The sequence below is a fragment of the Streptomyces sp. NPDC052773 genome, assembly GCF_044547145.1.
Lineage (GTDB): Bacteria > Actinomycetota > Actinomycetes > Streptomycetales > Streptomycetaceae > Streptomyces.
In genome coordinates, this window is sequence record NZ_JBITZX010000005.1 from 330,997 (window position 1) to 349,224 (window position 18,228).

At 71.5% G+C, this 18,228-nt stretch carries 13 protein-coding genes; 5 read left to right on the top strand and 8 right to left on the bottom strand.

Going from position 1 to position 18,228, the window contains the following annotated elements:
* Positions 1–10: 10 nt before the first annotated feature.
* From ACIG0D_RS14285 to ACIG0D_RS14300, 4 genes are all read right to left on the bottom strand, one after another.
* Positions 11–1,825, bottom strand: a complete 1,815-nt coding sequence (locus ACIG0D_RS14285; protein WP_399799923.1) for an ABC transporter substrate-binding protein — start codon at positions 1,823–1,825, stop codon at positions 11–13.
* A 47-nt stretch (positions 1,826–1,872) separates the two neighbouring features.
* On the bottom strand, positions 1,873–2,907 hold the full coding sequence (locus ACIG0D_RS14290; RefSeq protein ID WP_399799925.1) for an ABC transporter permease: 1,035 nt from the start codon (positions 2,905–2,907) through the stop codon (positions 1,873–1,875).
* Positions 2,908–3,589: 682 nt separating this feature from the next.
* Positions 3,590–5,497, bottom strand: a complete 1,908-nt coding sequence (gene typA / locus ACIG0D_RS14295; RefSeq protein WP_365763716.1) for a translational GTPase TypA — start codon at positions 5,495–5,497, stop codon at positions 3,590–3,592.
* 208 nt (positions 5,498–5,705) lie between these two features.
* The gene (locus ACIG0D_RS14300) at positions 5,706–7,856 is read right to left on the bottom strand and encodes an ABC transporter family substrate-binding protein (protein ID WP_399799928.1); all 2,151 of its coding nucleotides are present in this window, start codon (positions 7,854–7,856) and stop codon (positions 5,706–5,708) included.
* A 300-nt stretch (positions 7,857–8,156) separates the two neighbouring features.
* Here ACIG0D_RS14300 and ACIG0D_RS14305 point away from each other — a divergent pair, with 300 nt between their 5' ends.
* From ACIG0D_RS14305 to ACIG0D_RS14320, 4 genes are read left to right on the top strand one after another with little or no spacing between them, the layout of a single operon-like run.
* A complete protein-coding gene (locus ACIG0D_RS14305; RefSeq protein ID WP_399799931.1) occupies positions 8,157–8,447 on the top strand; it encodes a hypothetical protein in 291 nt (96 codons plus the stop codon).
* A 26-nt stretch (positions 8,448–8,473) separates the two neighbouring features.
* A complete protein-coding gene (locus ACIG0D_RS14310; protein ID WP_399799934.1) occupies positions 8,474–9,310 on the top strand; it encodes a hypothetical protein in 837 nt (278 codons plus the stop codon).
* A complete protein-coding gene (locus tag ACIG0D_RS14315) occupies positions 9,310–11,187 on the top strand; it encodes a fumarate reductase/succinate dehydrogenase flavoprotein subunit (RefSeq protein ID WP_399799937.1) in 1,878 nt (625 codons plus the stop codon). The genes ACIG0D_RS14310 and ACIG0D_RS14315 overlap by 1 nt, the downstream gene beginning before the upstream one ends.
* Positions 11,184–11,960: a succinate dehydrogenase/fumarate reductase iron-sulfur subunit gene (locus tag ACIG0D_RS14320; protein ID WP_399799940.1), complete on the top strand. Its 777-nt coding sequence runs from the start codon at positions 11,184–11,186 to the stop codon at positions 11,958–11,960. Before ACIG0D_RS14315 ends, ACIG0D_RS14320 begins: the two co-directional genes overlap by 4 nt.
* On the opposite strand, the gene ACIG0D_RS14325 is transcribed toward ACIG0D_RS14320, so the two are convergent.
* Positions 11,935–12,183: a hypothetical protein gene (locus ACIG0D_RS14325; RefSeq protein ID WP_399799943.1), complete on the bottom strand. Its 249-nt coding sequence runs from the start codon at positions 12,181–12,183 to the stop codon at positions 11,935–11,937. The two genes, ACIG0D_RS14320 and ACIG0D_RS14325, sit on opposite strands and share 26 nt — an antisense overlap.
* A 263-nt stretch (positions 12,184–12,446) precedes the next feature.
* Between ACIG0D_RS14325 and ACIG0D_RS14330 the strand changes: the two genes are divergently transcribed.
* Complete coding sequence (locus ACIG0D_RS14330; protein WP_399799946.1) at positions 12,447–14,003, top strand: hypothetical protein; 1,557 nt, start codon at positions 12,447–12,449, stop codon at positions 14,001–14,003.
* Between the two features lie 66 nt (positions 14,004–14,069).
* On the opposite strand, the gene ACIG0D_RS14335 is transcribed toward ACIG0D_RS14330, so the two are convergent.
* From ACIG0D_RS14335 to ACIG0D_RS14345, 3 genes are all read right to left on the bottom strand, one after another.
* Positions 14,070–16,691, bottom strand: a complete 2,622-nt coding sequence (locus ACIG0D_RS14335) for a SpoIIE family protein phosphatase (RefSeq protein WP_399799949.1) — start codon at positions 16,689–16,691, stop codon at positions 14,070–14,072.
* Positions 16,692–16,962: 271 nt separating this feature from the next.
* Positions 16,963–17,391, bottom strand: a complete 429-nt coding sequence (locus ACIG0D_RS14340) for an ATP-binding protein (protein ID WP_399799951.1) — start codon at positions 17,389–17,391, stop codon at positions 16,963–16,965.
* Positions 17,392–17,753: 362 nt separating this feature from the next.
* Positions 17,754–18,221: a (deoxy)nucleoside triphosphate pyrophosphohydrolase gene (locus ACIG0D_RS14345; protein WP_399799953.1), complete on the bottom strand. Its 468-nt coding sequence runs from the start codon at positions 18,219–18,221 to the stop codon at positions 17,754–17,756.
* Positions 18,222–18,228: the final 7 nt, after the last annotated feature.

Here is an 18,228-nt window from a genome sequence, read left to right on the forward strand (position 1 = left end):
CGGGCAGGGGTTACTTGACGTACAGGCGACGCGGGTCGACGCCGCTGATCACGTCGTCGTAGACGAGACCGCCGATCTTCGAGCCGGCGATCTGGACCTGCTTGTAGTACGCGGTCGGGACGACGTTGACGACGTCCTTGACGATGTACTCGTTGAGCTTGCCCCACTCGGCCGCGGCCTTCGCCGGGTCGGTGATCTTGCTGATCCGGTCGATCTCGCTGTTGATCTTCGGGTCGTTGACCTGCGAGTAGTTCTGCGCGCCCTCGGCGATCGCGCGGCCGTCGTACAGCGGCGGGATCACGGTCGAGGCGGACGGCCAGTCGGCGCCCCACGCGGTGTGGAAGATGTCGAAGTTGTTGTCCAGGGCGCTGACCTGGTCGTAGTAGGTCTCGGCCGGGATCTCCTGGCGCTGGACGTCGAAGCCGGCCTTCTCCAGGCCCGCGGCCATGGCGGTGGAGTACTGCTGGCCCTCGGGGGTGTTGATGTAGCCGAAGGTCAGCTTCATGCCGGACTTGCCGGCCTCCTTCAGCAGCTGCTTGGCCTTCTCCGGGTCACCGGCGGGGTTCTTCTTCTTGCCCCACGGGTCGAAGGCCGGGTTGTAGCCGCTGACGGTCGGGGAGAGGATGCCGCCGGCGACCTCCATCGCGTCGGTGCCGCCGTAGGCGCGGACGAACGGCGTGACGGGCAGCGCGTAGGCGATGGCCTGGCGGACCTTGATGTCCTTCAGCTCCGGGTGGCTGAGGTTGATGTTCATCTGGCCGACGTACGGCTGGTAGCCGGTGACCGTACGGTCCTTCAGCTTCGGGTCGTTCAGGACCTTGGACAGGTTGCCCGCGTCGACCGCGTTGCTGAAGCTGACGGCGGTCTTGTCCTTGCCGCTGTCGGCGAGCATCGCCTTGGTGGACTGCTCGTACTGGTGGTTGAAGGTGATGTCGAACCGGTCGACGTACTGGTGGCGCAGCGGGTCCGTCTTCGGGTCCCAGTTCTCGTTGCGCACCAGGGTCATCGACTTGCCGGACTTGAACTCCTGGATCTTGTACGGCCCCGCCGCCACCGGGTCCTTGTCGTACTTGGCCTTGGTGTCGAGCTTCTCGGGGACGATCGCGTAGCCGGCCATGGCCAGGGCGTACGGCAGGTCGGGGCGGGCGGTCTTGAACTTGAAGACGACCGTCTTGTCGTCCGGGGTCTCCAGGAGACTGTCCGGGAGGTGCTTGCCCTTGTAGGGGCCGTCCTTCAGGAGCTTGCGGTAGTCGGCGCCGGGCGTGTCGGCCAGCCACTGCTGGAGGTAGGGCGGACCCTGGTTGATGAACGGCGCGAACAGGCGCTCGACGCTGTGGCGGACGTCCTTGGACGTGATCGGGGAGCCGTCCTCCCACTTGATGCCGTCCTTGAGCGTGTACTTCCAGGTCTTGCCGCCGTCCGTGGTGGTGCCCGGGTCGGTGGCGAGGTCGCCGACGACCTCGTGCTTCCTGCCGTCGCCGCTGGTGGCCTTGTAGCCGGTGAGGCCTCTGTGGATCAGCTGCGAGACCGCCATCTCGTCCTGGACGTAGATCTGGCCCGGGTCGAGGTGGGCGTAACTGTCGCGCGCCAGCACCGAGATGGTGCCGCCGCTCTTGGCGCCGGGCACCTCGGGCGCGGGGCCCTCGGAGTCCTTGGCGTCGCCGAACGGGATGGAACTCTGCTGCCGCTGGGCGTTCTGCTGCTGCTCCTTGTCGTTCTTGCCGTTCCCGGTCTTGCTGCCGCCCTCGCTGCAAGCGGTGAGCACGAGAGCTCCGGCCGCGACTGCTGAGATTGCGGCGTATATGTGGCGTCCGCCCCTACTCATCACTCAGATTCCACCCATCTGTGTTGCACCAGTTGCACATGGAATGGTCAGCGCGCTGTCTTGGGATCGAAGGCGTCCCTGACCGAGTCCCCGAGCAGGTTGAAAGCCACGATGAAGATGATCATCGAGACGCCGGGGAAGAACATGTACGTGATGTCGTTCTGCATCACGAGTTCGGTGGACGCCTTGGAGAACATCTGTCCCCAGTCCGGCGTCGGTTCGACGATGCCCACCCCGAGGAAGGACAGACCGGCCTCGGCGGTCACGAAGTTGGGCAGCAGATACGTGGCCTGTACGAGGATCGGGGTGACCACGTTCGGCAGGACCTCCTTGCGGATGATCCGCCACGGCGAGGCCCCGCTGACCTTCGCCGCCTCGATGAACTCCCGTTCTCGCAGGGCGAGTGTGGTGCCTCTGAGGATCCGGCCGAGACTCATCCAGCCCAGGAACCACTGCACCATGATCAGGGCCAGCACCCGCACATAGGTCGGGGTCTCGTCCTGCGGGTGGACGAAGAGGGCGACCACCACGGGCATGCTGGCGATGAAGAACAGCTGGGCCGGGAAGGCGAGCAGGAAGTCGATGATCCGGCTGATCCAGTAGTCCGTCCTGCCGCCGAGGTAGCCGGCGGTGATGCCGAGCAGGATGCCGGTCAGGACGACCGTGATCGTCACCGCGACGGAGATCATCAGCGAGGTGCGGATGCCGTAGAGGAGCTTGGTGAAGACGTCGTAGCCGTTGCCGGGTTCCAGACCGAACCAGAACTCGCTGCTGATACCGCCGTTGGGCTGCACCGGCACGCCCGCGCTGTCGAACAGCTCGGGCCGCTCGTCGGCGTAGACGGTGTACGGGTCCTTGCCGTACAGCTTCGAGATCACCGGTGCCAGCAGGGCGATGAGGAAGTAGAACCCGACGACACAGGCGGCGATCACGCCCGTGCGGTCGCGTTTGAAGCGCAGCCACATCAACTGGCCGGGAGAGCGGCCGACGAGCTTGGCCTCCTCGGCCTTCTTCGCCGGTCCGGGTTCGCCGTCGGTGACGGCCGAGGCTCCGCCGCCCTCAAGGTCGATAGGACTTGTCACAGTTCGCCCATTTCACAGGTGTGGGTGTGCCGAACCGCCGGCTCGCGGGGATGTGCGAGCGCGGTTTCGGTGCATGAAGAGGCGTCAGGGCACCCTGAACCAGACGGGAAACCCGCAGCCGGACGCGCGTAGGCGCGGGGCGTCAGCGGCTTCCCGGGCGGGGCTCAGCGCGGATCGGTGTACGGCGAGGGCCGGTGGACGACGGCCTGCGATGTGACTGTGGCCCGCCTCGCGCTTGTGACACCGCGCATGGGACTCCTCCTCATGACTCCACGTGTTCACCAACAGGAGGGGGCACTTCCGCTGAACCTCCGACACCCCTGACGGAAGTTCAGACACCCCCCGGTGCTCGTGAGTCGGGCGCTGTCCCCACAGCGCGAGACCCATTGACCCGAGCGCTACGCGGCTAACTATCTGCCATGAGCCAACTACCGACCACCGTTCTTAAATCTCAATTCAGTCACAGCTCACCTGTAGACCTTCCAAAATCTGGACAAAGTGTTCGGGCGAAGAAGGCCGCGAAACGGACGTGTTACATGGCTATCGGGCGGCGATCTCCGCGTTTCGGACAACACGGGGGTCGGACGGCGTGAAAAAACGGGTTGAAAAAGGCCCGGGCGCCCCCATGCTGGGGACGCCCGGGCCTGGATGCCGGTGCGGGTGCCGGTGAACCGGCGCCGGATCAGCTGTGCTTGGCGCGGCTCGCGGCGCGGGCACGCTCACGCTGGTCGAGCACGACCTTGCGGATGCGAACGGCCTCCGGGGTCACCTCGACGCACTCGTCGTCGCGGCAGAACTCCAGCGACTGCTCCAGCGACAGCTTGCGCGGCGGGACGATCGACTCGGTCACATCGGCCGTGGACGACCGCATGTTCGTGAGCTTCTTCTCCTTGGTGATGTTGACGTCCATGTCGTCGGAGCGGGAGTTCTCGCCGACGATCATGCCCTCGTACACCTCGGTGCCGGGCTCCACGAAGAGCACGCCGCGCTCCTGGAGGTTCGTCATCGCGAACGCGGTGACGGCGCCGGCGCGGTCGGCGACCAGGGAGCCGTTGTTGCGGGTCTGCAGCGGACCGAACCACGGCTCGTGGCCCTCGTGGATGGAGTGGGCGATGCCCGTGCCGCGGGTCTGGGTCAGGAACTCGGTACGGAAGCCGATCAGACCGCGGGACGGCACCACGAACTCCATGCGGACCCAGCCGGAGCCGTGGTTCGACATGTTGTCCATCCGGCCCTTGCGGACGCCCATGAGCTGGGTGACCGCGCCCATGTGCTCCTCGGGCACGTCGATGGTCATGCGCTCGACGGGCTCGTAGACCTTGCCGTCGACCTCCTTGGTGACCACCTGGGGCTTGCCGACGGTCAGCTCGTAGCCCTCCCGGCGCATGGTCTCGACGAGGATCGCCAGCGCCAGCTCGCCACGGCCCTGGACCTCCCAGGCGTCCGGGCGGTCGGTGTCCAGGACGCGGAGGCTGACGTTGCCGATCAGCTCGCGGTCCAGGCGGTCCTTGACCTGGCGGGCGGTGACCTTGCGGTCCTTCACGGCCGCCTTCGCGTCGGCGCCCTTGCCGGTGCCGCCGCGGCCGACCAGCGGGGAGGTGTTGGTGCCGATGGTCATCGAGATCGCGGGCTCGTCGACCGTGATCAGCGGCAGCGGAACCGGGTTCTCCGGGTCGGCCAGGGTCTCACCGATCATGATCTCCGGGATGCCGGCGACGGCGCAGATGTCACCGGGGCCCGCCTTCTCGGCCGGCTTGCGGGTCAGCGCCTCGGTCATCATCAGCTCGGAGATGCGCACGTTCTGCACCGAGCCGTCGCGCTTCATCCAGGCCACGGTCTGGCCCTTCTTCAGCTCGCCCTGGTGGACGCGCAGCAGGGCGATACGGCCGAGGAAGTTGTCGGCGTCGAGGTTGGTGACGTGGGCCTGGAGCGGGGCGCCCTCGTCGTACGTGGGGGCCGGGATGTGCTCCAGGATCGTCGAGAAGAACGGCTCCAGGCTGGTGGAGTCCGACGGGACCGTGCCGTCCTCCGGCTTGGTCAGCGACGCGACGCCGTCCCGGCCGCAGGCGTAGACGATCGGGAACTCGATCTGCTCCTCGTCGGCGTCCAGGTCGAGGAAGAGGTCGTACGTCTCGTTGACGACCTCGTCGATCCGGGAGTCCGGGCGGTCCGTCTTGTTGATGCACAGGATGATCGGCAGCCGCTGCTGGAGCGCCTTGCGCAGCACGAAGCGGGTCTGCGGGAGCGGGCCCTCGGACGCGTCCACGAGCAGCACGACACCGTCGACCATCGACAGGCCGCGCTCGACCTCGCCGCCGAAGTCGGCGTGGCCGGGGGTGTCGATGATGTTGATGGTGATCGGGTCCCCGCCGTCCTTCGGGTGATACTTCACCGCGGTGTTCTTGGCGAGGATCGTGATGCCCTTCTCACGCTCCAGGTCGTTCGAGTCCATCATGCGGTCGTCGACGGAGTCGAGCTGGTGAGCGGCGAAGGCACCGGCCTGCTTCAGCATGCCGTCGACGATGGTGGTCTTGCCGTGGTCGACGTGGGCGACGATGGCGACGTTGCGGATGTCGTGGCGCGTGGCCATATTGAGGCGTACTCCCGGAGTGTGCGGACGGCTGCGCGTAGACCTGCGTTACGCGCGCCCTGCCGGGCTTGACATGCCACGGCCTCACCCCATGTTACGGGGCCGCGCCCGAACCAACCTCCCGAGCCCCACCCGGCCCGGCCTCCGGGGGCCGCCGGGGGCGATCCGGCGACCCCGTCCGCACCCGTCCTCGCGGGTCCGGCCCGGCTCAGTTCCCGGAGGGGCTCGGGGACACCCGGACGCCCTTCTTCAGGAAGCCGATGTCCTGGAAGACCGGGGTCTGGAAGCCGAAGGCGCCCGCGTTGGCGAGGTTCTTGCGGGCCGCGATGAGCTGGGGGCGCTGGTAGAGGGGGATGGAGCCGGCCGCGGCCCAGATGCGGGCGTCGGCCTTGCGGATCAGGGAGCGGGACTCGGACTCGTCCAGGGTGCCGATGGCCTGGTCGAAGAGCTGGTCGACCTGGTCGGTGCCGACCCGGGTCCAGTTCTGCTCGACCGCGAGGGAGCCGTCGGCGGCCGGGACCGGCTTGGCGTAGATCGGGCGGGCGTCGGTGGCGGGGAAGGCGGAGGCGGGCCAGGAGTAGAGGGCCAGGTCGTACGCGCCCGAGGCGATGTGGTCCTTGAAGTAGCTCTCGTCGCTGACCTTGATCAGCTCGGTGCGGATGCCGATCCGGTCCAGCATGCGGCTGATCCGCTGCGCGACCGTGTGCAGGCTCTCCGAGCCGGGCCCGGAGGGCAGCACGAAGCGCAGCGCGAGCGGCTTGCCGTTCTTCGCCAGCACCCCGGTCCGCGCGCCCGCCGGGGCGGCGGTGCCCTTCGGGGCGTACGCGCCGGGAGCGCCGCCCTGCCGGAGCTGCTGGGTGCCGTCCTGGGCCAGGTGGTGCCGGCCGTCCTGCCCGTCGTGGTCCTTCCGGGCGGCGCGGGCCTTGTCGTCCTGGCCGACGATGTACACGCCGTCGTCGTCGCTGCCGGAGCTGTCCTCACCGTCCGCCGGCCGCTGTGCCTTCTCGCCGCGGGCGCCCGCCGCCTTCTCGCCCTGCTCGGTCGCGTCCAGCGGCCCGCCGCGCACCCATCCGGCGTCCGCGAGCAGCGCCTGCGCCGCGTCGGTGTCCTGGCTGCCGAGGGCGCCGCTGTTGTCGGCGTAGGCGGCCTGGCCGGCGAGGGCGAGGTGGCTGCCGACGGGGACGGCGGGCAGGCCCAGCGGCTTCAGGACGGCCTCGGCCAGCTCCTCGCGGTCGAGGGCGCGGGCGACGGCCCGGCGCACCCGTTCGTCGGCGAGCGGGCCCTCGGAGCCGTTCAGGGCCAGCTGGGTGTACGCGGGCTCCAGGGACTTGCGGACCTCGAAGGTGCTCAGCTCCCGCTGGCGGCGGATCTGCTTCCCCTCACGCCCCTGCGCGCGGCTGCCGGCCTCCCCGTCGCCGCCCCCGTCACCCGAGGACGCGGAGGCCCCGCCGTCCGGCGAGGCGGTGGTGGCGGGTGGGCCCGCGGCGGCGGTGATCCGGCGGGCGGCGGCCGGGTCGATCTCGGCCAGGTCGACCTTACCGGCGGCAAGCGCGGCGGCCCGCTCCTCGCGGTCCACGGCGGTCAGCACGATCTGGGAGAGCTTGGTCGGGTCGCCCCACCAGCGCGGGTTGCGGGTCAGGGTGACCTCGTCGCCCTTGCGGTCGACCTTCTTGACGGTGAACGGCCCGGCGGTGATCTTCAGCTTCCTGCGGGCGCCGTCGTTGAAGGCGTCCGGGGTGCCCATGACCTCCTTCGGGTAGAGCGGGGAGAACAGCGAGCGCCAATCCGCGTAGGGGCGGCTGAAGGTGACCCGGACCTCCAGGTCGTTCGCGCCGCGCTCGATCCGCTCGATGCGGTCGTAGCCGGCGTTGCGGGCGGTCCAGTAGGCGCTGTCCTTGCCGGACAGGGCGCGCCACTGGGCGGCGAAGTCCGCGGCGCCGATCTCCCGGCCGTCGCTCCAGACGGCCTGCTGGTTGAGCTTGTAGAGGACGACCTGCCGGGGCTCGGTCTCGACGACCTCGGCCGATTCCAGGTAGTCGGAGTCGGGCTTCGGGCGGCCGGCGGCGTCGAGCCGGTACATCGAGGGCAGGACGGCCTGGGCGATCCGGGTGGTGGCCGCGTCGGCGTCCGCCTGGAAGGTGTTCAGGGTCTCCGGTACGGCGTCCACCGCCCAGCGCAGCGTGCCGCCGTCGGCGACCTGGCCGCGCGCGGCGGGGGCGATGTCCTGGGCGGCCAGCGGCTTGCCCGCCGGGTCCTTCGAGCTGCACCCGGTCAGCACGGGCACGGTGAGCACGCCCGCGGTCAGGAAGGCGACCGAGCGCATGACCGCGCGTGTGCTGACGACGCCGTCGTGGGACATCTCGTGTTACCTCCGGGGGCCGCGGGCGTTACGCTCACTTTTGGCGGTATATGGAAGCTGATCACATGTATTGCGGATGTATGCGGCCACTGAAGAGGAAAGGGTTCGGCAACGGACGGCGACACGGCGGTGACCGACCGGAAGGTCACCCGTCCGGCGCAGCGCACCACGGGATGCACCCACACGCCTCGGCCAATCGGTGCACATCCCCTTCCCACCGACAGGTGTGACGCGCAACACTCGCAGGCGCATGACCGTTGCCGCCCACGGCCAGCCGGCCGACGGAAGTGAGGTCACGTCATGTCCGTGCACGATGAACTGGCATCCGTCCAGCGGTGCCTCGACGACCTGAGCCGGTCGGTGAGCCGTCTGGAACAGCAGATGGGCAGCGGCGGAATCGACATCCGCCGGGTCCGCGCCGACTGCGAGCACCTGCGCGAGAGCGTCGCGCTGCTGCGCGAGACGGCCTCCGGGGCCGCCTCCGCCCGGCACCCGGAGCTCGTCACCATCTCCGACGACCCGTACGACGTCACCCTGTGGAGGGACTCGGACGACGAGGGTCTCGGGGCTCGTGACCGCCGCGCCCCCTGAGCCACCGAGCCGACCGGAGTCACACCTTGGCCACTGGTACGGAACCTCCGACAACAGAACAGCCTCCGGCCGCCGGCGGCGTACGCGCCGCCGGCCGCGCCGCGATCGCCGCGCCGCATCTGCGGACCGACCGCTGGTGGCTGGCACCGGCCGCCACCGCCGCCGGACTGCTCGCCTTCGTCGTCTACTCGACCTGGCGGGCCTTCGCCAACGCCGACTACTACGCGGCCCCCTACGTCTCGCCGTTCTACTCCCCGTGCCTCGCGGAGAACTGCGAGCCGATGAAGGCGGGCCCCAACTGGGAGATCTTCGGCAGCTGGTGGGGGATCTCCCCCGCGATCCTCATCCTGATCTTCCCGCTCGGCTTCCGCCTGACCTGCTACTACTACCGCAAGGCCTACTACCGGGGCTTCTGGGCGTCCCCGCCGGCCTGCGCGGTCGCCGAACCGCACGAGAAGTACACCGGTGAGACCCGCTTCCCGCTGATCCTGCAGAACATCCACCGCTACTTCTTCTACGCGGCGATCCCGGTCGCGGGCATCCTCACCTACGACACGGTGCTCGCCTTCCGCGACGAGCACTACGACTGGGGCCACATGGGCCTCGGCAGCCTGGTGTTCCTGATCAACATCGTGCTGATCTGGGCGTACACCCTCTCCTGTCACTCCTGCCGGCACATCGTCGGCGGCAAGCTCAAGCACTTCTCCCGGCACCCCGTGCGCTACCGCATGTGGCAGTGGGTGGGGAAGCTCAACGCCCGGCACATGCTGCTCGCCTGGACGTCGCTGGCGAGCGTGGCGCTCGCCGACTTCTACGTCTATCTGGTCGCGTCCGGTGTCTTCGAGGATCCGAGGTTCTTCTGATGTCCGTGGTGGAGCGGCAGGAGTGGGACGTCGTCGTGGTCGGGGCCGGCGGGGCGGGGCTGCGCGCCGCCATCGAGGCCCGCGAGCGCGGCGCGCGTACGGCGGTGATCTGCAAGTCGCTGTTCGGCAAGGCGCACACGGTGATGGCCGAGGGCGGCATCGCCGCGGCGATGGCCAACGCCAACGAGAACGACAGCTGGCAGGTCCACTTCCGCGACACGATGCGCGGCGGCAAGTTCCTCAACCAGTGGCGGATGGCCGAGCTGCACGCCCGGGAGGCGCCGGAGCGGGTGTGGGAGCTGGAGACCTGGGGCGCCCTGTTCGACCGTACGAAGGACGGGCGGATCTCCCAGCGCAACTTCGGCGGCCACGAGTACCCGCGCCTCGCGCACGTCGGCGACCGCACAGGTTTGGAGCTGATCCGCACCCTCCAGCAGAAGATCGTCGCGCTCCAGCAGGAGGACCACCGGGAGACCGGGGACTACGAGTCCCGGCTGAAGGTCTTCCAGGAGTGCACGGTCACGCGGGTCCTCAAGGACGGCGAGCGGGTGTCCGGGGTCTTCGCCTACGAGCGCGAGACGGGCCGTTTCTTCGTCCTGGAGGCGCCCGCCGTGGTGATCGCCACGGGCGGTATCGGCAAGTCCTTCAAGGTGACGTCGAACTCGTGGGAGTACACCGGCGACGGCCACGCGCTGGCCCTGCTGGCCGGGGCTCCCCTGCTGAACATGGAGTTCGTGCAGTTCCACCCGACGGGCATGGTCTGGCCGCCGTCGGTGAAGGGCATCCTCGTCACCGAGTCGGTGCGCGGCGACGGCGGGGTGCTCAGGAACTCCGACGGCAAGCGGTTCATGTTCGACTACATCCCGGACGTCTTCAAGGAGAAGTACGCCGAGACCGAGGACGAGGCCGACCGCTGGTACGAGGACCCGGACCACAACCGGCGCCCGCCCGAACTGCTCCCCCGCGACGAGGTCGCCCGGGCCATCAACACCGAGGTCAAGGAGGGCCGGGGCTCCCCGCACGGCGGGGTGTTCCTGGACGTGTCGACGCGGATGCCCGCCGAGGTGATCAAGCGGCGGCTGCCGTCGATGTACCACCAGTTCAAGGAGCTGGCCGACGTCGACATCACCGCGGAGCCGATGGAGGTCGGCCCGACCTGCCACTACGTGATGGGCGGCATCGCCGTCGACTCGGACACGGCGGCGGCGCGCGGCGTGCCGGGGCTGTACGCCGCGGGTGAGGTCGCGGGCGGGATGCACGGCTCCAACCGGCTCGGCGGCAACTCGCTGTCCGACCTGCTGGTGTTCGGCCGGCGGGCGGGCCGGCACGCCGCGCAGTACGCGCAAGGGCTGACCGGCCGGCGCCCGGCCGTGGACACCGCCCAGGTGGACGCGGCGGCCGAGGAGGCGCTGCGGCCGTTCTCGGTGAGCGGCGAGAACCCGTACACCCTGCACCAAGAACTCCAGCAGACCATGAACGACCTGGTCGGCATCATCCGCCGCGAGGCGGAGATGGAGCAGGCACTGGCGGCCCTCGCCGCGCTGCGCGCCCGGGCGGCGCACGCGGGCGTGGAGGGGCACCGCCAGTTCAACCCGGGCTGGCACCTGGCCCTCGACCTGCGGAACATGCTGCTGGTCAGCGAGTGCGTGGCCCGGGCGGCGCTGGAGCGCACCGAGTCGCGCGGCGGCCACACGCGGGAGGACTTCCCGTCGATGGACCGGGCGTGGCGGCGGGTGAACCTGCTGTGCGCGCTCGGCGCCCGGGAGGAGGTCGTCCTGACCCGGGAGACCACCGATCCCATCCGCCCCGACCTGCTCTCCCTGTTCGAGAAGGAGGAGCTGGTCAAGTACCTCGCCGAAGAGGAGCTGGTCACATGAGCGGCTACGAGGCGCGCTTCAGGGTGTGGCGGGGCGACGCGGACGGCGGCGGCCTGGAGGACTTCCGGGTGGAGGTGAACGAGGGCGAGGTGGTCCTCGACATCATCCACCGCCTCCAGGCGACGCAGGCGCCCGACCTGGCCGTGCGCTGGAACTGCAAGGCGGGCAAGTGCGGTTCGTGCTCGGCGGAGATCAACGGCCGGCCGCGGCTGATGTGCATGACCCGGATGTCGGTGTTCACCCGCGACGAGACGGTCACGGTGACCCCGCTGCGGGCGTTCCCGGTCGTGCGGGACCTGGTGACGGACGTCGGCTTCAACTACGCCAAGGCGCGCGAGGTGCCGGCGTTCGTGCCGCCCGCCGGGGTCGGTCCCGGTGAGTACCGGATGATGCAGGAGGACGTGGACCGCTCGCAGGAGTTCCGCAAGTGCATCGAGTGCTTCCTGTGCCAGGACACCTGCCATGTGGTGCGCGACCACGAGGAGAACAAGGCCGCGTTCGCGGGCCCGCGCTTCCTGATGCGGATCGCGGAACTGGACATGCACCCGCTGGACGCGGCGGCCGAGAGCGGCGTCGACCGCAAGAGGACGGCGCAGGACGAGCACGGCCTCGGCTACTGCAACATCACCAAGTGCTGCACGGAGGTCTGCCCCGAGGGCATCAAGATCACCGACAACGCGCTGATCCCGCTGAAGGAGCGGGCGGTGGACCGCAAGTACGACCCGCTGGTGTGGCTGGGCTCGAAGATCAGGCGCCGCTCCTCAGCAGGCTGAGGGTCTGCCGGAGGTTGTGTTCCGCGATGGCCCGCATCGGCTCCGGGTGCGGGAAGTCGCCGTCGAGGAGGCGCAGCGGCCCGGCCACCAGGGACAGGTGCGTGGCCAGGCGGTACAGGCGCAGCCGGTCCTCGTCGAGGTCGGGGGCGCGCAGCACCTCGTAGTGGGGGCCGAAGCGGATCCGCAGGGCGCACGACCGGCTGACCGCTGCCGGTGTACGCACCCCGCGCCTGCTGTACGCCGACGCCACGCACACCCGACCGAGGCCGGCGGGCGGTGGCGGCCGAGGGCGGTTCGGGCCAGGGGGGCGAGGTCGTCGCGGGACAGGGGCGTACGGGTCACGGGGTGCGCCTCCGGGCGTACGGGTCGAACCGCGGATTTTCGCAGCCGGGCCGCCGGGGCCGGGAGGGAATTTCCGTCCGCGAGGGCCCCACCGGGGACGCACCCCGCTCGCGGCGGGGCAATCCTGCTCATACGCTCCGAAATGTGACGAGCTCCTTGATCCGCGGCCGGCCCCGGCGAGCGGCCTCGCACATATCGGCACGGGTGGCGCACGCCGTGCTGGGCGCGGTGGTCGCGGTGCTGTGGCTGGTCCTGCCGGGGATGACGCCGGACCGGGGCACCCCGGCCGGGCCGGCGCCGAGCGCGGCGGCGCAGGGCCAGGAGGTCGAGGAGACGGCGACCGCCGATCTCGTACTGCCGCTGCTGGCGCTGGGCGCGGCGGTGGTGCTCGGCGCGTACGGGTACCTCCGGCGCAGCCGCCGCACCCGTACCCGCACCACGCCGGGCGGGCCTCGCCCGGGCCCCGGGTCCGGCGCGCCGCTCGCCGAGCTGGACGAGCGGGCGCGGGCGGCGCTGGTGGTGGCGGACGACTGCGTGCGGGTCGGTGCCGAGGAACTGGACTTCGCCGCCGCCCGCGCGGACGCCGACGCCGTGGCGCCGTACGCGCGGGCGATGGCGGCGGCGCGGGCCGAGCTGACGGAGGCGTTCCGGATGCGCCGGCGGTACGACGAGGGGGTGCCGGCCGAACACGCGGCCCGGCGGCAGGCGCTCGCCGGGATCGTGGGGCGCTGCGCGGAGGCGGGCCGGCTGCTCGACGAGGAGGCGGCCGGGTTCGACCGGCTGCGCGATCTGGAGGAGGCGGAGGGGTTCGGCGGGGCGCTGGACGTGGCGGAGGCGCGGTTCCGGGGGCTGGCGGGGCGGACCGGGGCGGCGGAGGCGGCGTTCACGGATCTCGCCCGGCGGTATCCGCCCGCCGCGCGGGCACCGGTCGTGGGGTGCGTCGAACAGGCCAAGGACCGTCTGGTGTTCGCCACCACCCGGCTCAACCAGGCCCGCCAGTGCGCCGACCGCGGCGAGCGCGGCCGGGCGGTCGCCCATCTGCGTGCCGCCGAGGGCGCCGTGGCCCAGGCCGGGATCCTCGTCGGCGCCGTCGACCGGCAGGTGGCGCTGCTCGCCCGGGCCGCCGAGCTGGTCCCGGCCGCGCTGACCGGGGCGGAGGCGGAGCTGGCGGGGGCGCGCGCACAGGCGGGGGCGGCGGCCGTGCCCGCCGGTGAGCTGCGGGCGCGGCTGCTGCACGCCGACGCGGTGCTGTCCGTCGTACGGGAGGAGCTGACCTCCGGGCCGTACGACCCGCTGGACCTGCTGCACCGGATCGTGCGGGTGACCGCGCCGGTCGCGGCCGGGCGGGCGGCGGTGCTGTCGGCCGCGGCGGCGCTGGTGGCCCGCGGTGCCGTGGCCGCCGCGGCGGACTACGTCGCCACGCACCGCGGCGCGGTCGGCGCGGAGGCCCGCACCGTGCTGGCCGCGGCGCAGGACGCGGAGGAGGCGGACCCCCTGGCCGCGGAGGCCCTCGCCCGCCAGGCCCGGCAGCTCGCCGAACGCGACGTCCGCGCCCACGGCCACCCCGACGCCGCCCCCGGCACCGGCACCGCCGGAGCCCTCCTCGGCGGCATCCTCCTGGGCCCCGACCCCACCGAGGCGCCACCGGCGAGCTACGGCGGCCCCCGCACCCGCGCCCGACGGACCCCACGACTGCCCTGACCTGCCGGTTGCGGACCGCCGACGCGCAGGACCGGAAGGGGGGGCGGCAGGGGCCCTCCGCCCTGGTCAGAAGAGGCTCAGCAGGGCCTCCGCCGGGTCCGTCACGCCGTTCTCGCCGTCCGGGAGGGCCAGTTCGAACCAGACCGTCTTGCCGCGGTGGGTGCGGCGGGAGCCCCAGGCGGCGGAGAGGAGGCCGACGAGCTGCAGGCCCCGGCCGCCCTCGTCGGTGTCGCGGGCGCGGCGGCGGCGGGGCTGGACGAGGCCGGAGTCCCAGACCTCGCAGACCAGGGTGCGGTCCAGCAGCAGACGGAGTCTGATCTCGCCCTCGCCGTAGCGCAGGGCGTTGGTGACCAGCTCGCTGACCAGGAGTTCCGCCGTGTCCACCAGCGGCTCCAGGTCCCAGGACAGCAGCTGTCCGCGGGCGTACTCGCGGGCCCGGCCCACGCTGCGCGGCTCGCGCGGCAGCGTCCAGTCGCCGACGGACTCGGCGGGCAGGCCCTGGACGCGGGCCATGAGCAGGGCGATGTCGTCCTCGCCGTGGTGGGTGTCGAGGGTGTTGAGGACGTGGTCGCAGACGTCCTCCAGAGGGCTGTTCGGGTCCCTCAGGGCTCCGACGAACGCCTGGAGGCCCTCGTCCAGCGGGTGGTCACGGGACTCGACGAGGCCGTCGGTGTAGAGGGCCAGCAGCGCACCCTCGGGGAGTTCGATCTCCACCTCCTCGAACGGCTCCCCGCCCACGCCGAGCGGCAGCCCCGGCGGCACGTCCAGCATCAGCGCGGACTCGCCGGGCTCCACCAGCACGGGCGGCAGATGGCCCGCGTTGGCGAAGGTGCAGCGCCGGGTGACGCTGTCGTAGACCGCGTACACACAGGTGGCCAGATACACCTCGGACAGGTCGGCCTCGCGGGGGCGGCGGGCGGCGCGGGTGGCCTGCTGGATGCCCCCGGAGGTGCCGAGACCGCGCGCGATCTCGTCCAACTGGGAGAGCACCTCGGCCGGTTCCAGGTCGAGCTGCGCCAGCGTCCGTACGGCCGTGCGCAGTTCGCCCATGGCGACCGCGGCGCGCAGGCCGCGCCCCATGACGTCGCCCACCACCAGCGCCGTGCGGTGGCCGGGCAGTTCGATGACGTCGAACCAGTCGCCGCCGACCTCACTGGGGCGCCCCGTGGAGGCGTTGCCCGGCAGATAGCGGCAGGCGATGTCGAGTCCGGCGGCCACCGGGTCGCCGGGCGGCAGCAGGGACCGCTGCAGTATCAACGCGCGTTCGTGCTCACGCCGGTAGAGACGGGCGTTGTCGATGCAGACGGCGGCGCGCGCGGCCAGCTCCACGGCCAGGTCGCGGTCCCGGTCGCCGAACGGCTCGCTGCCCTTCGTACGGGAGAACTGGGCGAGTCCGACGACGGTGTCGTGGGCGACCATCGGCACCGCGAGGGTGGACTGGACGAGTCCGCCCTCCTCCGGTGGGACGAGCCGCGGGCGGGCGGTGCGCAGGGCGTGCGCGCACGGGGAGTTGAAGGGATAGTGGTGGACGGCGCCGACCTTGACGGGCTTGCCGGTGCCGGTGAAGGGGGCGTCGGAGACGGCGCTGGCGAAGGCGACGCGGCGCAGTTCGGCGCTGCCGTCGGGCAGGCCGGGCGGGGTCTCGTCGCCGACGAGCAGGCCCTGGTAGAGGTCGACGGTGGCCAGGTCGCAGAAGCCGGGGACGACGACGTCGAGGAGTTCGCGGGCGGTGGTCTCCAGGTCGAGGGAGTTCCCGATGCGGGCACCGGCCTCGTTGAGCAGGGCGAGATTGCGCCGCGCGTTGGCGGCCTCGCGGGCGGCGGCGCGGCGGGCGGTGATGTCGGTTCCCAGCCAGGCGATACCGATGGGCCGGCCGCTGCCGCTGTGCACCCGGTAGAGGTTGATCGACCAGTGGCGGCGCTCCTCGGACCCCGGCACGAACCCCGTGACGTGCATGTCGGTGATGGAGTCGCCGGTCTCCAGGACGCGGCGCAGGGTCGCGGAGACGCGCTCGGCCTCGGCGCGCGGCAGATAGTCGTGGACGCCCTTGCCGCGGTGGTCGTCGGGGGTGCCGCCGAAGATGGAGGCGAACCGCTGGTTGGCGCGGCGCACCCGCAGATCGGTGTCGATCAGCAGGAACCCGAAGGGAGACTGACCGAAAATCGCCTGCGAGGCGGCGAGGTCGGTCTCGATGCTGCGCAGCACCCGGACGTCGACGACGATGCAGACCGCGGCCTTCTCGCCGTCCTCGGTCCGGGTCGGCATCACATAGACCTCGGCGAGCCCCTCCGTGCCGCGCCCGCCCTCCGGGTCCGGTGTCCGGAAGGGGACCACGCCGGTCCACTCCCGCCCGTCCAGGATCTCCGCCATCTTCCGCTGGCCGCGCTCGCGCAGGTCGGGGTCGATGAACGCCTCGATGGGGTCCATGCCGACGGCCCGCCGGGCGGGGATGCCGAACAGTTGCTCCGCGCGCAGGCTCCACTGGTCGACCAGCCCGTCGGGTCCGATGGAGAAGGAGGCGACCTTTATGTAGTCGTACATCGAGCCGGGTGGGCTGCTCTGCCAGAGGGCGTCGGCGGGCGGCGCCGGTGCGTCCGTGCCCGTGGTGCCCGCGGCACCCCCGGCCCGCACCCTCGCGCCGTCCGACGGGTCCTCGGACTCCGTGGCCTTCGCTGGTATCTCGCTCACGCGAACCGTCCCCTCCAGCTCACCGCGTCCGGTACCGGTCACCGGGGGCGGCTGCCCGCAGTATCCAGCACTACGGCGCCGCGCAACACGGTGTTCACGATCACAGCACGGTCCAGGTGCTTTTCGGACCGTGCTGCGAGAACACTTCCAGACTTCTAACCAGGGGACCCGCCCGCGAATCACTTCTCGGACCACCGGCTGGTGGCCTGATCCGCAGGTTTGGACAGTCGTGCGGGAACAGTACGACCGTGCGCCGGTCGTGATGCGCCCCTCAGGTGGGCACCGAGAGTTCGAACCAGACCGTCTTGCCCCGGTCGCCGGGGCGGCTGCCCCAGCGGCGCGAGGCGCGGGCGACCAGTTGCAGTCCGCGCCCGCTCTCGTCCTCGGGCCGGGCGACACGTTCGCGGGGCAGGTCCGGGAGCGGGTCGGAGACCTCCACGAGGAGCACGGCGGGCAGGCCGGCGGGGCGCAGCAGCCGTACGCCGATGGGGCCGGAGGCGTGCCGCAGGGAGTTGGTGACGAGTTCGCTGACCAGCAGGGCCGTCAGGTCACCGAGGCTGTCCAGGCCCCAGCCGTGCAGCTGGCGCCGGACGGCGGAGCGGGCGGTTCGCACGGCTCCCGGGTCCGCGGGGAAGGTCCACTCGACGCAGTCGCCTTCGGTGTCGAACACACCGATCACATCCCAGGCCAGCAAGCCCACCCATGTCCGGTTTCATGGGGTTAATGGGCACATACCCGATATTCGGGGGTGGTACCGCGCGAGAGGGCGCACTGTGGCACGGACGGCGTACGGGAGAGAAGGGGGCGCACGCGCGATCATCGGCGCGTGGCCTCCACGCCGTCACCTTCACTCTCGTTCCCGGCCCGACCCGCGCTCTCGCTCTGGCCTTCGCCCCCGCCCGCGCTCTCGCTCTGACCTTCGCCCCCGCCCGCGCTGTCGCCCTGGTCTTCGCCCCCGCCCGCGCTGTCGCCCTGGTCTTCGCCCCCGCCCGCGCTGTCGCTCTGCTCTTCGCCCCCGCTCGCGCTGCCGCCCTGGTCTTCGCCCCCGCCCGCGCTCTCGCCCTAGCCCTCGCCCCCGCCCGCGCCCTGGCTCTCGTTCCCGCCCTGCCCCTCGCCCCCGCCCGCGCTCTCGTCGGTGAGGCGGGCCGCGACCTGGCGCACCGCCGGGACGTCCTGCTCGAGCCAGTCCACGTCCCAGATCTCCGCCGGGGTCAGCCAGCGCAGCGCGTCATGGTCCTGGAGGGGCTTGGGCGCGGCGGAGCCGGAGCGCAGCCGGGCGGTCCACACGTGCAGGACGTACGGGCTCCTCAGGGGCCACTCCCCCGGTACCCGCTCGACGGCCTCCGTCTCGACGCCCAGCTCCTCGCGCAGCTCGCGCACGAGGGCGGCGTCCGGGGCCTCGCCGGGTTCCACTTTGCCACCGGGCAGCTCCCAGCGGCCGGCCAGCTCCGGGGGCGCGCTGCGGCGCGCGGCGAGGAGGCGGCCGTCGTCGAGCAGGGCGGCGCCGACCACCACGGTCCGTTGCGTCATGCACCGG